We start from the raw sequence: 12,931 nt of genomic DNA on the forward strand, positions 1-12,931 counted from the left end.
GCAGCAGCCTGGCTGCATCGCCTGCAAGACGGCCCCGGAGCAATCCGGGGCCGTTTTTCTTTGTCTGGCGCATGCGGCACAGGTCTGAAAATTTCAGGGACGGAACTTTTTCTGCGATACGTTTTCATACAATCGCGGTAACTTGTGACATCCGCCCCCCACCCCTGCCCCGATCTCCGGAGGAAGACCGCCAATGACCCGGCTTTTGCTGCCGCCGCTGCTATTGCTGGCGCTCGCCGGCTGCGCCACCGCGCCGCCCTCGAATCCCGAGAACATCTGCGCCATCTTTCGCGAAAAGCCGGACTGGCACGATGCCGCCTTGAAGGTGCAGAAGAAATGGGGCGCGCCCGTGCCGGTGCCCATGGCCATGATGTACCAGGAATCGTCCTTCAAGCATGACGCGGTGCCGCCGCGCTACTACTTCCTGGGCTTCATCCCCTGGGGCCGCGTCAGTTCCGCCTACGGCTACGCCCAGGTCAAGGACGAGACCTGGGACGATTACAAGAAAGATGCGGGAGGCTGGGGTTCCAGCCGCGACGACTTCGCCGACGCGCTGGATTTCATGGGCTGGTACATGAACAAGACCCAGCGCATCAACGGCGTGTCCAAGTCCGACGCCTATGGCCAATACCTGAACTACCACGAGGGCTGGACCGGCTACCGCAACCGCAGCTATGACCGCAAGGCCTGGCTCAAGACCGTATCGCAGAAGGTGCAGGCGCGGGCCCAGAAGTTCGCCGCGCAGTACAAGAGCTGCGAGAGCGATCTCACGCGCGGCGGCTGGTTCTGGTGAACGCCGCCGCCTGAACTCAGAAGTCCATGCTCGCGCTGAGCGAGAAGGTACGCGGTCCGCCCAGCACCAGATAGCCGTTGCCGGGATATCCGCCCACCGACGACCAGTAGTTGCGGTTGGCGATGTTGTCCACGCGGGCGCGCAGCGTCACGACGTGGCCGTCCACGTCCATCATGTAGCGCAGGCCCGCATCGAAGCGGGTCCAGCCCGGCACCTTGAGCGTGTTGGCGTCGTCCGCGTAGGACGCGCCGGTATAGACCACGCGGCCGTCCACCGCCAGGCCCGGCACGCCGGGAATGTCCCATTCCACGCCCATGTTGGCCTGGAAGCGCGGCACGCCGATCACGCGGTTGCCGTCGATGGAAGGGTTGCCGGTGGAGCGCTGCGTGGCATCCAGCCAGGTCAGGCCGCCCAAGAGGCGCACGCTCTTGATGGGTTCGCCGTACATCGTGAGTTCGACGCCCTGGTGGCGGTCCTTGCCCGAGGTCGTCAGCTCGTTGCTGGCGTTATACATGGCGCGCGGCTTGTCGGTGGAGAACAAGGCCAATCCTGCCCCCATGCCATCTCCCTCGTACTTCGCGCCGATTTCCTTCTGCTTGGAGACAAACGGCGGCAGGCTCTGGCCGGCGTTGGGCACCGGCTTGCCGCCGGCATTGGCCGGAGCGGTCGGCCCCGCGACCAGCGCCTCGATGTAGTTCGCATACAGCGAAACGCTGGGCGCGACCTTGACGACCAGACCCGCGGCGGGCGAGTTGTGGCTGGCGTCGTACGCGCCGCTTTCCTTGCCGGTGTTGTACGCGTAGTCGCGTTGCGACAGCCGCTGATGGCGGATGCCGGCCGTGAGCAGCACCTTGTCGTCCAGGAACGACAACGTGTCGCCGATGGCGTAGCTGCTCAGGCGGGTGCGGCCTTGCAGCGCCGGATCGTCCAGGTCATTGCCGCGCAGCGCGGTGGCGCTGAATGGCGGCTTGTCATACGAAATCGGGTTGTAGATGTTGGTGGGATACGTGTTCTGCCAGTCCATCACATAGGCATTTTTCTTCTTCAGGTCGAAGAAGGATGCCGACACGACGAACTCATGGCCTACCGGCCCCGTGCGCAGTTTGCCGCGCAGGCCCAGTTCGCCCGTGTTCACGCTGTCTTCGCGGGTATTGTCAAAGCGGTAGAAGGTGCCCGCGCCCGTGCTGCCGTTGGTCAGCGTGACGTTGCCCAGCGAATTTGCTTCGTCGCTGCGGCGCATGCCAAAGGCCGCATAGGCGGTCAGCTTGTCGCTGAAATCATGTTCGCCGCGCACGGTACCGAAAACATCGCGCTCGTTCGAGTACGACCAGGGCTGCGCATAGTTGGAGCTGGCGTCGGGCGCGTCCGGCACCTTGGTGACGCCGGCGCCCAGCGTCACGTTGGGCCGCGCGCGCTTGAGCTTGTTCTCCTGCCAGCCGATGTCGGCAGACAAGCGCGTATCGGCCGAACGCCAATCCAGGCCCAGCGATACCAGGCTGGTGCGCGAATGTTCATCGTCGATGCCGGTGTCGCCGCTGCGCTGCGCGGCGTTCAAGCGGATGCCGGTGCTATCGCCGGGGCCAAAGCGGCGGGCGATGTCGGTGGACAACTGGAACTGCCCGCCGCTGGACACCCCGGTGGTGACGCGGGTCAACGGTTCGTTCGGCGCGCGCTTGGGTACCAGGTTGATCACCCCGCCGATGCCGCCGCCGCCGGGAGCCGCGCCCGTCAGGAAGGTGGAGGCTCCACGCAGGACTTCCACGCGCTCGAACAGTTCGGTGGCGATGTACTGGCGCGGCAGCAGGCTGTAGAGGCCGTTATAGGCCACGTCGTCCGAACCCAGGATGAAGCCGCGGATGAAGTACGATTCCTGGAAGTTGCCGAAACCGCGCGCCACGCGCACGCCCGGGTCGTTCTGCAGCACGTCGCCCACGCTGCGGGCCTGCCGGTCCTGGATCAGTTCATTGGTATAGCTGGTGATGCTGAACGGCGTGTCCATGATGTCTTGGGTGCCGAACAGGCCGATGCGGCCGCCGCGCGCAACCTGTCCGCCGGCGAAGGGCTCGGCCAGGCCGCCGGCCGAGGCATCGGCGCTGGCCTCGACCTTGATGGCGTCCATGGAAACGACGGAGCCGGCCTGATCGGACGCGGATTGGGCTTGGACAACGGGGAGATAGCACGGCAGCGCGGCGGCCATGCAGGCAAGAGTTCGGATTTTCATGTCGGGAAGTTCGCAGGCAGAGATCAAAATCCCGATGGGGTCACGCGCGCACTAAGAATTACGGATGCGTCTGGAATGTGCCGGAAGGCCGGGGCCTTGCCGGGCCGGCTGCACCAAAGGGGACTGGAATTACTGAGCGCCCCATTCTACGTCAAACGGAATCATTCTCATTTATGTTACTTTTTGTTTGAGAATGTCCGTTGCCCGGGCGCCACAGCTGCAGCGTGCGGCGCCCTCCTCTTTCCGGTGGGTTTATCGGCCGCCCGCGCGAGGATCGTAGTCCGCCGCCGCCATGGGTTCCAGCGGATACAGCGGCCGCGCGCGCCTGCGGAATTCGAACAGCGACCAGTCTGAGCTGGTCACGCCAGGGCTGTCGCATTCGACCAGCGCCTGGGAGATCGGCACGAACACCGGGCGGCAGTACATGCGCGACTTCACCAGCACGTAACGGGCGCGGGACGGATCCAGTCCCAGGCTCTGGAACACGCCCAGATCCCAGGGTTCGTGGGTCTGTTCGGTCAGCACCAGTTGCGCAGCGCCTATGTCCAGCACCGCGCTGCGGCCCATGCAGGCCAGTTGCCCGGTATAGGTGGGACCGGTGATCACGTACTCGCCATTGCTGAGCGCGCGCACGGTGCCGCGCAGCGTGACGGGCTGCGCCGCCCGGCCGATCTCGCCGATGGCGCGCTTGTTGCCCACCGGCAGCTCGACGGTGGCGCCGACGCCGGCGCGGGTCAGCTCGGCCACGGCTTCGGGGTCGCAAAACAGCCCGGCCTGAATCCCTTCCAATCCGGCATCCAGCGCAGCCATCAGCACGTCCAGGGTGTCGCAGGTACCGCCGCTCATGCAGTTGTCGCCATGGTCCAGCAGCAACACCGGCTTGCTTGCGCCTTCGGCCAGGACCTTGGCGCGCGCCAGCGACTCGGCCAGCGGCTCGCTGTCGTAGAAGAAGCCGTCGCGCTGTTCCCAGATCAGGGCGGCGATCTCGCCCGCCACGCGCTCCGCCTCGGCGCGGTCGCCGTCGGCCACCACGACCACGCTGACGCAGGGATGCGGGATGTCGGCCAAACCGAAGCCCGCCAGCACCGATACGCCCAGCGTCCCCGCGGCCTCGGCCTGGCACGCCGCTGCGACGGCTGCGCGCATGGCGCCTTCGGCCGTGTTGCTGCGCAGGGAATGCGACACCAGCGGCAGACGCCGCCATGCCATGACCGGCTTGCACCCGCCGTCCATGCCCGCAAACAGCAGCCTGCCGGCGTGCTCGCCGGTTTCGTACATGTCGATGTGGGGATAGGTCTTGAAGCTGACGATGACGTCGGCGTTGTCCATCATCTTCTGCGTGACGTTGCCGTGCAGGTCCAGCGCCACGGCTACCGGCACGTCCGGCGCGGCGGCGCGCAGCCGTTCGAGCAGGTCGCCCTCGCCGTCGTCGGTGGTCTCCACCGCCATGGCGCCATGCAGGTCCAGCAGGATGACGTCGCAGCCCCGGGCGGCGGCCACGATGCGGTCGCATAGCTCGGCATAGGCTTGGCCGTCGACGCGGCCGCTGGGATAGGCGGTGGCCGACACGGGCGTGACCAGCTCGGCGCCGCGCGCTTCGGCCAGGTCGATGAACGCCGACATCGCGGTGCGCTTGCCCTTGTTCTCCTCATAGGCCGCCGCATCGTAGGCGGGGCCGCCGTTGCCGAAGGCGGATAGCGCCGTCGGCACCGGCGAGAAGGTGTTGGTCTCGTGATTCAGCCTCGCGATCAGCGCCTTCATTGCGCGCCCCCATCAGAAAACTGGATATGCCCGCAACAGCGCAACATGGCGTGCAGCAGCACATTGCAGCCCGCCTCCAGATGCTCGGGCTGCGCGTCCTCGATCTCGTTGTGGCTGATGCCGTCCTTGCACGGCACGAAGATCATGGCGGTGGGCGCCACCCGCGCCATGTAGACGGCGTCATGGCCCGCGCCGCTGATCACGTCCAGCGCATCCAGGCCCAGCGTGCGCGCGCCGTCGCGGATGGCTTGCACCAGCCGGGGCTCGAAGGGCTGCGGCGGGAAGTACACGACCTCCTTGCTGTCGACCTGGAAGCGGCCCGGCTCGGCCAGTTCCTCGCAGGCGCGCGCAAATGCCGCGGCCATGCTATCCAGCGTGGCATCGTCGGCGGCGCGCAGGTCCACGGTAAGCGCCACGCGGCCCGGGATCACGTTGCGCGAGTTCGGGAAGCTGTCGATGCAGCCCACCGTGCCGCGGCCATGCGGCGCATGCTCCAGTGCAATCCGGTTGACCTCCAGCACCAGCCTGGACGCGGTCAGCAAGGCGTCGCGGCGCAGTTCCATCGGCGTGGGCCCGGCATGCGCCTCCTGGCCGGTGATGGCGACGTCGTACCAGCGCTGCCCGAGGGCGCCCTGCACCGAACCAATGGTGATGCCGCGGTCTTCCAGGATGGGGCCCTGCTCGATGTGCGCCTCGAAGTAGGCGCTGACATCGCCGGGCCGCGCCGGCTCCGGCCCGGCATAGCCGATGGCGCGCAGCGCTTCATCCACGCTGACGCCGTCGCGGTCGCGCGCGGCCAGCGCGTGCTCCAGCGTGAACGCGCCGGCGTACACGCCGGAACCCATCATCACGGGCACGAAGCGCGAGCCTTCCTCATTGGTCCACACCACCACTTCCAGCGGCGCTTCGGTGGCGATGCCGCGCTCGTGCAGCGTGCGCAGGACCTCGATGCCTGCAAGCACCCCATAATTGCCGTCGAATTTTCCGCCGGTGGGCTGGGTGTCGATATGGCTGCCGGTCATCACGGCGGGCAAGTCATCGCGCAGGCCGGGGCGGCGCATGAAGATGTTGCCGATGGCGTCCACGCGCACGCTGCAGCCCAGCTCCCGGGCCCAGGCGCAGACCAGGTCGCGGCCCTGCCGGTCCAGTTCGCTCAGCGCCAGCCGGCACACCCCGCCCTTGTCGGTGGCGCCGATGCGGGCCAGCTCCATCAGCGAATTCCAGAGGCGGCTGCCGTCGATGCGGATGCCGCTGACGGCCTCCAGTGCGTTCATTTCCATGGTGTTTCCCTTGCTTCGGTTGCGCGGCGCGGGCGGTCCCTAGACGCCCACGCCCAGGTATCGGTCCTTCACGTTTTCGTCCGCCATGAAGTCCGCGTTGCTGCCTTCGTAGACGATGGATCCCTGCTCGATGATGAAATGGCGGTCGGCCAGCTGGGTGCAGACTTCCAGGTTCTGCTCCACCAGCAGGATGGTGACGCCGGCCTGCTTGATGGACTTGATCTGCGCCACGATCTCCTCGACGATCACCGGCGCCAGGCCTTCGACCGGCTCGTCCAGCATCAGCACGCGCGGATGGTTCATCAGCGCGCGCCCGATGGCCAGCATCTGCTGTTCGCCGCCGGACAACTGGCCGCCGCCATTCTTGCGGCGCTCCTTCAGGCGGGGAAAGATGCGGTAGATGTCTTCCAGCTGCCAGGGCGAATCGCGGCGCATGCCCAGCTTGAGATTTTCCTCGACCGTCAGCGGCTTGAAGATGCCGCGGTGCTCGGGCACCAGGCAGACCCCCATGGACGCGATCCTGTGCGCCGGCAGCCCGGCGATGTCGCGCCCGCCGTAGCGCACCGCGCCCCCCTTGGGCGCGATCACGCCGGCGATGGTCTTGAGCGTGGTCGACTTGCCGGCGCCGTTGCGCCCCAGCAGCGTCACCACCTGGCCCTGCGGCAATTCGAGCGACACGCCTTGCAGGATATGGCTCTTGCCGTAATAGCTGTGTACGGCGTCGACATGCAGCATCATGCCCGGCCTCCCGTGATCATGTTGCCCAGGTACGCGGCGCGCACCCGCTCGTCGCTGCGGATCGCGGCAGGCGTGCCCTCGACCAGCACGCGGCCCTGCTGCATCACCGTGATCGTGTCGGAGATGTCCATCACGATGTTCATGTTGTGCTCGATCAGTACGACCGTGTGGTCGTCGCGCAGGCTGCGGATCAGGCGTTTCATCTCATCCAGGTCGTCCACCCCCATGCCGGAGGTGGGCTCGTCCAGGAAGATCGCGCGCGGCCTGGCGGCCAGCGCCATGCCCACTTCCAGGCGCCGCTGCTGGCCGTGCGACAGCGCGCCCGCCGCCACCTGGGCCAGCCGCGACAGGCCCAGGCGCTCCAGCGCCGCGTCGACAACCTCACGCTGCGCCCGCGGGCCCGTGGGCGGATGCCAGCAGTCGAAGGCGCCGGCGCGATGCGCGCCCTGAGCCGCCAGCCGCAGGTTTTCCTGCACTGACAGGTTGGCGAACAGGCTGGTGACCTGGAAGGAGCGCGCGATGCCGCGCTGCACCCGTTGATAATCGGCTTCCTGCGTCACGTCATGGCCGTCGAACACGATGCTGCCCTCGCTGGTGCGCAAGGTGCCTGTCAGCGTATGGAACAGCGTGGTCTTGCCGGCGCCGTTCGGGCCGATGACGGAATGCACCGTGCGCGGCCGCACCTGCAGATCCACCCCATGCAGGGCCACGAACTTGCCGAAGCGCTTGACGATGCCCCTGGCCTGCAGCAGCGGCGCGGAATGTTGCGGATTCATGCGCGTCCCTCCTTGGCGGCCGGCTCGCCGCCGGCAGGCTTGCGCCGCAGCGCCAGCCAGATGCGTTCTCCCAGCCCCCACAAGCCCTTCTGCATGAACAGGCTGACCGCGATCAGCAGAAAGCCCAGCAGCATCAGCCAGCGCGGCCACAAGGTGGAAAGCCAGTCCGCGAACAGCACGTAGAAGGCCGCCCCCAGCACGGAAGCGAACAGGTTGCCGGTGCCGCCGATGACCGTCATGACCAGGATCATCTCGCTACTGTGGTATTCGATGCTGGACAGCGGCGCGATGCCGGTCATCATTGCCAGGAAGGCGCCCGCCAACGCGGTCACGGCGCCCGAGATCGCGAAGGCCGACAACTTGAAGAGGCGCACGTTGTAGCCCACCGCCATGGCGCGCGCCTCGTTGTCGCGGATCGCCAGCAGCGTGCGGCCGAACACCGAGTTGGTCACGCGCAGCAGCAGCCAGAATATCGCCAGGAAGCACACCGCCACGAAGGCGTAGAACTGCCAGGGCGTCGCCAGCGGCATGAGCTGCAGGCCCGCCACCGACAGCGCCGGACGCGGCACGTCCAGCAGGCCATTGTCGCCCCCGGTCAGGTCAGGCAGGCTGTACGCCAGGAAATAGAACATCTGCGCGAAGGCCAGCGTCAGCATCACGAAGTAGGTGCCGCGCTGGCGTATCGCGAACCAGCCCACCAGCGTCGCGCCCAGCGCGCCCACCGCCATCGCCGCCAGCAACGCCAGCGGCATCGGCAGGCCGGTGCGCGTCAACAGGATGCCGACGGCATAGCTGCCCAGGCCGAAGAAGATGCCCTGGCCGAACGACAGCAGTCCGGTGAAGCCCAGCAGCAGATTGCAGCCCAACACCGCCAACGCGTAGATCAGCACTTCCGTGGCCAGCGAGCCCGACTGCATGCACAGCGGCAACAGCAGCACCACCGCCAGCGCCAACAGCAATTGGGCATGAGATTTCAAGCGCGTCATCATCCTCTCCCCATCAGGCCGTGGGGACGCAGCAGCAGCACCGCCGCCATCGCCACATAGATCATCAGCCGCGCGCCTTCCGGCCACAGCGTGCTCATCACGCTCTGCACCACGCCGATCAGGAGGCCGCCGACCAGCGCGCCGAAGAAGCTGCCCATGCCGCCCACCACCACGATGACGAAGGCGATACCCAGAGCCTCGATGCCCATGAACGGCTCGACGCCGCGGATCGGCGCGGCCAGCACCCCGGCCAGCGCGGCGGTCGCCGCGCCCAGCGCGAACACCAGGCTGAACATGCGGAACACGTTGATGCCCAGCATGGACACCATCTCGGTGGATTCGCTGCCGGCCCGCACCGCGCTGCCCAGCCGCGTGCCTTCCAGCACGTACCAGAGCAGCAGCGAGAAGACGGCGGTGAAACCGATCACGAACAAGCGGTACTTGGGATAGATGAAGCTGCCCCACATGACCACGCCCTGCAGGGCCGAAGGCGCGGCGACGTTGTCGCCTATCGGCCCCCAGATCACGATGACCAGTTCCTGCAGGACCAGCGCCAGCCCGACGGTGATCAGGATATGGAATTCATGCGCCTGCGCGTAGACGTGGCGCAACAGCGCTTTCTCCAGGACCCAGGCGCCGGCGCCCACCAGCAGCGGCACGATGGCCAGCGCGAGCCAGAAATTCAGGCCCCACTGGATGGCCTGGAAACAGAAGTAGGCGCCCAGCAGATAGAACGCCCCGTGGGCGAAGTTCACGAAGCGCAACAGACCGAAGACGATGGACAGGCCGACTGCCAGAAGGAAGTACAGCATGCCTACCCCGATCCCATTGATGATCTGGAGGAGATAGACGTTCATGGGTATGCCCGATGGAGGTAACGGAAGGCCGCGGGGCGCGCGGCGGCCGCGGACGCAACGCGCCCACGGCCGCCCGCCTCAGGGGCGGGCTACAGCTTGCAGCCGGTTTCCGCGGGCGGCAGGAAGGAGCGGCCGCTATGCACGATCTCGGCGTAATCGTCCTTGTCCTTCATGTCCTTCTTGGCGCGGCCTTTGAGCAGGTAGTAATTCTTCAGGACCTGGTGGTCTTCCTTGCGGATTTCCTCCTTGCCCGTCAGGCCTTCGTAGGCCATGCCCTCCATGACGGCAATCACCTTGGCCGGGTCGGCGCTGCCAGCCTTGACAATGGCGTCCAGCATGATGCGGGTGCAGATGTAGGAGCCTGCCAGGCTGTAGTTGGGATTGGCGCGCGTCTTGTCGCGGGACAGCTGCACCAGTTCCTTGTTGAGCGGCGAGTCGATGCCGTGCCAGTACTGCGCGCCGAAGTACACGCCTTCGCACAGGTCGGCGCCCAGGCCCTCGAATTGCTCCAGGCCCGAAGCCCAGGCCACCAGGATGGTGCAGTTCTGCTTCATGCCGAAGCTGACGGCCTGGCGCAGCGTGTCCGAGGACTGCGAGCCGAAGTTCAGGATCAGCAGCACGTCCGGCTTGGCGGCCATGGCGTTGGTGAGATAGCCGCTGAACTCCTTCTCGGTCAGCGAGTGATAGCTGTTGCCCACATGCTCGATGCCCTTTTCCTTGAAGATCGCCTTGGCCGCGCTGAGCAGGCCGTCGCCGAATACGTATTGCGGCGTGATGGTGTACCAGCGCTTGGCGTTGGGCAGCTTTTCAAGCAGGGGACGCACGGTCTGCTCGATGGCGCCGAAAGTGGGCACAGACCAGCGGAAGGTGGCCCGGTTGCAGTCCTTGCCCGTGATTTCGTCCGCGCCCGCCGTGGTGATGAAGACGCCGCCGGCGCGTTCCACTTCCTTGCCCATGGCCAGCGCTTCGGACGACAGGATGCCGCCGGCGAAGAATTTGACGCCCTTCTGTTGCGAGACTTCCTGGACCTTGCGCACCGCCGTGGCCGGCTTGCCCTCGGTGTCCAGCACGGTATAGGCCAGCGGCCGGTCGAGCGCGCGGCCATACTGCTCCAGCGCCAGTTTCATGCCCAGGTCGGCGTATTTGCCATTGGCGGCAAAGGCACCCGACATGGGCACCGGACACCCGAACTGAATGGCGTCGGCTTGCGCCAGCGCGGACCGGGCGGTCCAGAGTGATCCAGGCACGGCGCCAAGCGCGGCCAATTTCAGCAGGTTGCGGCGATTCAAGATGGTTCTCCCTGGCTGCCGCTGGCGGTGCCGCGGCATATTGACGATGTCGAGCGCGCACCATGCGCGTCCCCATTCCGACTCTGTCTGCTCCAAGCTCCCGTGCCAGGGCTGCCGCCGCGTGGGCGTACTCGCAAGTCCTGGCCTCATGCCTATACTGCGACTACCATCCTATTTATCATGATAAATAGGATTATTATCATGATCAGTTTGGCGAGCCGGATCTGTCAATAGAAGGCGCATCAGGTATAACCCGGGGTCCGCGCAGAACCCGCCCGGGGCATGCCCCGCGCACACCACGCAGCAACGGAGGAACGCAATGGCGTTCAACAGTCACGACCTACAAGCCGCGGGCGCGTCGAGTCCGCCCAAGCGCAGCGACCTGGTCGCCGAAGAGATCAAGCGGTTGATCACGGCCAAGAACCTGTTGCCCGGCGACAAGCTGCCGCGCGAGAGCGAGCTGCAAAGCATGTTCTCGGTCAGCAAGAGCACCATGCGCGAAGCGCTCAAGTCGCTGGAGGTGCAGGGCTTGGTCAAGGTCAGCACCGGGCCGGGCGGCGGCGGCACCGTGGTCGAGGTGCCGCTGGACCGCACTTTCCAGCTGATGCAGAACTACCTGTTCTTCAAGGAAGTGCGGATCGAGGACATCTACCAGGTGCGCAAGCTGCTGGAGCCTGAGCTCGCCGCCAGCGCCGTGCCGTTCCTGACGGAGGCGCATTTCGCTGCGCTGGAGGAGAACATCGCCTGCTGCGACCCGTCGGCCGAGCACGTCGATGACCCGCTGGCCCAGCGCCAGGAAGAAATCAATTTCCACGACATCTTCGCGGCGGCCTGCCCCAATCCGTTCCTGCGCTTCAGCTGCGAGATGACCAATGAAATGATCCGGCAGCTGACCGTGTTCGACAACGAGATGCCGCTGTCCGAGCAGCAGCGTTTCGGCAGCGCCAACACGGGATTTCACCGCAAGATCCTGGCCGCGGCGCGCGAGCGCGACGTCGAAAAGGTGCGCGACTTGATGAGCGAACACATGCAGGACGCGATGCGTTCGGTCAAGCGCATGCACGGCAAGCTCGAAGGCCGGCTGATCCTGGATTCAGAGATGTCCCGGCGCAATGTCACGCGCAAGGCGCGCCGCAGCGGCAAGAAGGCCTGACGGCGCCGGCGGCCAGGCGGCGTGGGCCGGCCGGCCGTTGCCGCCTCAGTCCAGCTTGATGTGATTGGCCTCGATCACCGCGCCCCAGCGCTGGCGGTCTTCCTGCACGTAGGCATCGATTTCTGCCTGGCTGCGGGGCGCCTGGATCACCAGACCCAGCGGCTCGAAGCGACCGCGAAACGCCGGATCCTTCAGCACCTTGTCCAGCGCCGCCTGCAAGCGCTGCGCCTCGGCCTGCGGCACGGCGCGCGGCACGGCCAGGCCGAACCAGGTGGCGGCGCGGAATCCCGGAAAGCCGCTTTCCGCCACGGTCGGCACCTCCGGCAGCACGGCCAGGCGCTCGCCAGTCGTGACGGCCAGCGCCTTGATCTTGCGTTCCCGCACCAGCGGCAGCGAGGTGCTGATCACGTCCACCATGAGCTGCGTGTCATTGCCCATCAGCGAGGTCAGGGCCGGCGCGCTGCCGTTGTACGGAATATGCGCCACGTCCATGCCAGTGCGCGATTTCAGCAGTTCGGTCGCCAGCTGCAGCGGATTGCCTATGCCCACGGAGGCGTAGTTCAGTTTGCCGGGCCGAGCCTTGGCATAGGCGACGAACTCGGCCAGCGTGCCCGCTGGGACCTCGTTGTTCGCCACCACCACCAGCGGCAACTCGGCGGCGATGCCGAACACGCGGAAGTCGCGCGCGGCGTCATAGGCGATGCGCTGGTAGAGCATGGGATTGAGCACCATGCTGGCATTGCTGGCGAGGAAAACCGTGTATCCGTCCGGCGCCGACCTGGCCACCTGGGTCGCAGCGACCATGGTATTGGCGCCGGGCTTGTTCTCCACCACCACGGTTTGCCCGAGGTCGCGCGACATGCCTTCGGCCAGCACCCGCGACAACTGGTCCGCGGAGCCGCCCGGCGTGTAGGGCACGACCAATTTGATCGGTTTGTCCGGAAATGCCGCCAGCGCGGCGGCCGGAGCCGCGAGCGCGACGATCGCCGCGGTCGCGATGCGACGCAGCCTGAGGTTCAGCCTGATTGCCATGCCTGTCTCCCTTGTGGGTTTTGTTATGGCGGCGATACGCCGCCC

At 66.4% G+C, this 12,931-nt stretch carries 11 protein-coding genes; 2 read left to right on the plus strand and 9 right to left on the minus strand.

Annotated elements, in window-relative coordinates; translation table 11 throughout:
• Window positions 1-193: 193 nt before the first annotated feature.
• Window positions 194-793 (plus strand): transglycosylase SLT domain-containing protein, encoded by a 600-nt coding sequence (locus tag ACZ5YA_RS10620; protein WP_054452962.1) that lies wholly within the window; start codon window positions 194-196, stop codon window positions 791-793.
• A gap of 16 nt (window positions 794-809) precedes the next feature.
• Here ACZ5YA_RS10620 and ACZ5YA_RS10625 read toward each other — a convergent pair whose 3' ends face one another.
• The 8 genes from ACZ5YA_RS10625 to ACZ5YA_RS10660 all read right to left on the minus strand — a co-directional run bounded on the left by ACZ5YA_RS10625 (window position 810) and on the right by ACZ5YA_RS10660 (window position 10,701).
• Window positions 810-3,014 (minus strand): TonB-dependent receptor, encoded by a 2,205-nt coding sequence (locus ACZ5YA_RS10625; RefSeq protein ID WP_251882059.1) that lies wholly within the window; start codon window positions 3,012-3,014, stop codon window positions 810-812.
• A gap of 252 nt (window positions 3,015-3,266) precedes the next feature.
• Window positions 3,267-4,775: a M81 family metallopeptidase gene (locus ACZ5YA_RS10630; protein ID WP_464092478.1), complete on the minus strand. Its 1,509-nt coding sequence runs from the start codon at window positions 4,773-4,775 to the stop codon at window positions 3,267-3,269.
• Window positions 4,772-6,055, minus strand: a complete 1,284-nt coding sequence (locus tag ACZ5YA_RS10635; RefSeq protein ID WP_280016657.1) for a Zn-dependent hydrolase — start codon at window positions 6,053-6,055, stop codon at window positions 4,772-4,774. Before ACZ5YA_RS10635 ends, ACZ5YA_RS10630 begins: the two co-directional genes overlap by 4 nt.
• Before the next feature lie 39 nt (window positions 6,056-6,094).
• Window positions 6,095-6,793: an ABC transporter ATP-binding protein gene (locus ACZ5YA_RS10640; RefSeq protein ID WP_464092479.1), complete on the minus strand. Its 699-nt coding sequence runs from the start codon at window positions 6,791-6,793 to the stop codon at window positions 6,095-6,097.
• A complete protein-coding gene (locus ACZ5YA_RS10645; protein ID WP_251882051.1) occupies window positions 6,790-7,569 on the minus strand; it encodes an ABC transporter ATP-binding protein in 780 nt (259 codons plus the stop codon). Before ACZ5YA_RS10645 ends, ACZ5YA_RS10640 begins: the two co-directional genes overlap by 4 nt.
• On the minus strand, window positions 7,566-8,555 hold the full coding sequence (locus ACZ5YA_RS10650; RefSeq protein WP_059372299.1) for a branched-chain amino acid ABC transporter permease: 990 nt from the start codon (window positions 8,553-8,555) through the stop codon (window positions 7,566-7,568). Before ACZ5YA_RS10650 ends, ACZ5YA_RS10645 begins: the two co-directional genes overlap by 4 nt.
• The gene (locus ACZ5YA_RS10655; RefSeq protein ID WP_059372296.1) at window positions 8,555-9,412 is read right to left on the minus strand and encodes a branched-chain amino acid ABC transporter permease; all 858 of its coding nucleotides are present in this window, start codon (window positions 9,410-9,412) and stop codon (window positions 8,555-8,557) included. The genes ACZ5YA_RS10650 and ACZ5YA_RS10655 overlap by 1 nt, the downstream gene beginning before the upstream one ends.
• A gap of 89 nt (window positions 9,413-9,501) precedes the next feature.
• The gene (locus ACZ5YA_RS10660; RefSeq protein ID WP_059372294.1) at window positions 9,502-10,701 is read right to left on the minus strand and encodes an ABC transporter substrate-binding protein; all 1,200 of its coding nucleotides are present in this window, start codon (window positions 10,699-10,701) and stop codon (window positions 9,502-9,504) included.
• A 319-nt stretch (window positions 10,702-11,020) separates the two neighbouring features.
• On the opposite strand from ACZ5YA_RS10660, the gene ACZ5YA_RS10665 reads away from it, so the two are divergent.
• Entirely contained in the window at window positions 11,021-11,854 is an 834-nt protein-coding gene (locus ACZ5YA_RS10665) for a FadR/GntR family transcriptional regulator (RefSeq protein WP_059372291.1), read from the plus strand.
• A 45-nt stretch (window positions 11,855-11,899) separates the two neighbouring features.
• On the opposite strand, the gene ACZ5YA_RS10670 is transcribed toward ACZ5YA_RS10665, so the two are convergent.
• Window positions 11,900-12,886, minus strand: coding sequence for a Bug family tripartite tricarboxylate transporter substrate binding protein (locus ACZ5YA_RS10670; RefSeq protein WP_059372289.1), 987 nt, complete (start codon window positions 12,884-12,886; stop codon window positions 11,900-11,902).
• Window positions 12,887-12,931: the final 45 nt, after the last annotated feature.

It is taken from the genome of Achromobacter sp. JCM 18799, assembly GCF_055395645.1.

What these genes read in the sequence shown, in the direction of transcription:
- ACZ5YA_RS10670 (WP_059372289.1), bottom strand. Translation starts at nt 12,886, where the DNA reads ATGGCAATCAGGCTGAACCTCAGGCTGCGTCGCATCGCGACCGCGGCG.
- ACZ5YA_RS10635 (WP_280016657.1), bottom strand. Translation starts at nt 6,055, where the DNA reads ATGGAAATGAACGCACTGGAGGCCGTCAGCGGCATCCGCATCGACGGC.
- ACZ5YA_RS10630 (WP_464092478.1), bottom strand. Translation starts at nt 4,775, where the DNA reads ATGAAGGCGCTGATCGCGAGGCTGAATCACGAGACCAACACCTTCTCG.
- ACZ5YA_RS10620 (WP_054452962.1), top strand. Translation starts at nt 194, where the DNA reads ATGACCCGGCTTTTGCTGCCGCCGCTGCTATTGCTGGCGCTCGCCGGC.
- ACZ5YA_RS10645 (WP_251882051.1), bottom strand. Translation starts at nt 7,569, where the DNA reads ATGAATCCGCAACATTCCGCGCCGCTGCTGCAGGCCAGGGGCATCGTC.
- ACZ5YA_RS10650 (WP_059372299.1), bottom strand. Translation starts at nt 8,555, where the DNA reads ATGACGCGCTTGAAATCTCATGCCCAATTGCTGTTGGCGCTGGCGGTG.
- ACZ5YA_RS10625 (WP_251882059.1), bottom strand. Translation starts at nt 3,014, where the DNA reads ATGAAAATCCGAACTCTTGCCTGCATGGCCGCCGCGCTGCCGTGCTAT.
- ACZ5YA_RS10665 (WP_059372291.1), top strand. Translation starts at nt 11,021, where the DNA reads ATGGCGTTCAACAGTCACGACCTACAAGCCGCGGGCGCGTCGAGTCCG.
- ACZ5YA_RS10640 (WP_464092479.1), bottom strand. Translation starts at nt 6,793, where the DNA reads ATGATGCTGCATGTCGACGCCGTACACAGCTATTACGGCAAGAGCCAT.
- ACZ5YA_RS10655 (WP_059372296.1), bottom strand. Translation starts at nt 9,412, where the DNA reads ATGAACGTCTATCTCCTCCAGATCATCAATGGGATCGGGGTAGGCATG.